The following is a 562-nucleotide window of genomic DNA, read 5'->3' as shown; positions in this document are numbered from 1 at the left end:
AATTTGTTTGAATATTAGATTAGGGAGCTACCTATGACCACTAAAACTGTATCCAAAAAATATGAACTTACTAATGAAACTACAGAAGTTAAAGACCATCTCTATGGTAGAGTTAGAACACTTTATCGCATTAAAGCTTTAAGAAGTTTTGGAAGTGTTAAAAAAGGAGATTTAGGGGGCTTTATTGAAAGTGAATACAACTTATCACATGATGGCAATTGCTGGGTTGGTGATGATGCCAAGGTTTATAATGCTGCTATGGTTTGGGGGCATGCGAAGGTTTTTGAAAATGCAATAATTTGTGATGAGGCGTGTGTTAATGGGTTTGCGAAGGTTTACGGTAATGTACGTGCTTATGGAAAGGCAATTATTGGTGGCAGGGCGCGTGTTTTTGGAGATACGCAACTTATTTTGGGGGCATGGGTTACAGGAAGAAAAGAGATTTCTACAGGTTTAATATCCTTTTGTAGATAGATAAAGACTGTAGAGGAATTGATTAAAGCGGCTGTGGCGTCTAAAAGATAGAATAAAAAAAAGCCGCGTCCTTTAAGACACGGCTTTT

The 562-nt window shown here is 37.5% G+C and carries 1 protein-coding gene; it reads left to right on the top strand.

The genetic code is table 11. The features are described from left to right. Positions 1-33 precede the first annotated feature (33 nt). Entirely contained in the window at positions 34-474 is a 441-nt protein-coding gene (locus ACFIL3_RS11125) for a hypothetical protein (RefSeq protein ID WP_375612653.1), read from the top strand. Positions 475-562: the final 88 nt, after the last annotated feature.

Source organism: Bartonella sp. CE47NXGY (assembly GCF_042195415.1).
Classification (GTDB): domain Bacteria; phylum Pseudomonadota; class Alphaproteobacteria; order Rhizobiales; family Rhizobiaceae; genus Bartonella.
Note: the sequence above shows the minus strand (reverse complement) of the source record. Positions and strands in the feature narration are given on the sequence as shown.

Coding starts and splice junctions, on each gene's coding strand:
- ACFIL3_RS11125 (WP_375612653.1), top strand. CDS start 34: ATGACCACTAAAACTGTATCCAAAAAATATGAACTTACTAATGAAACT.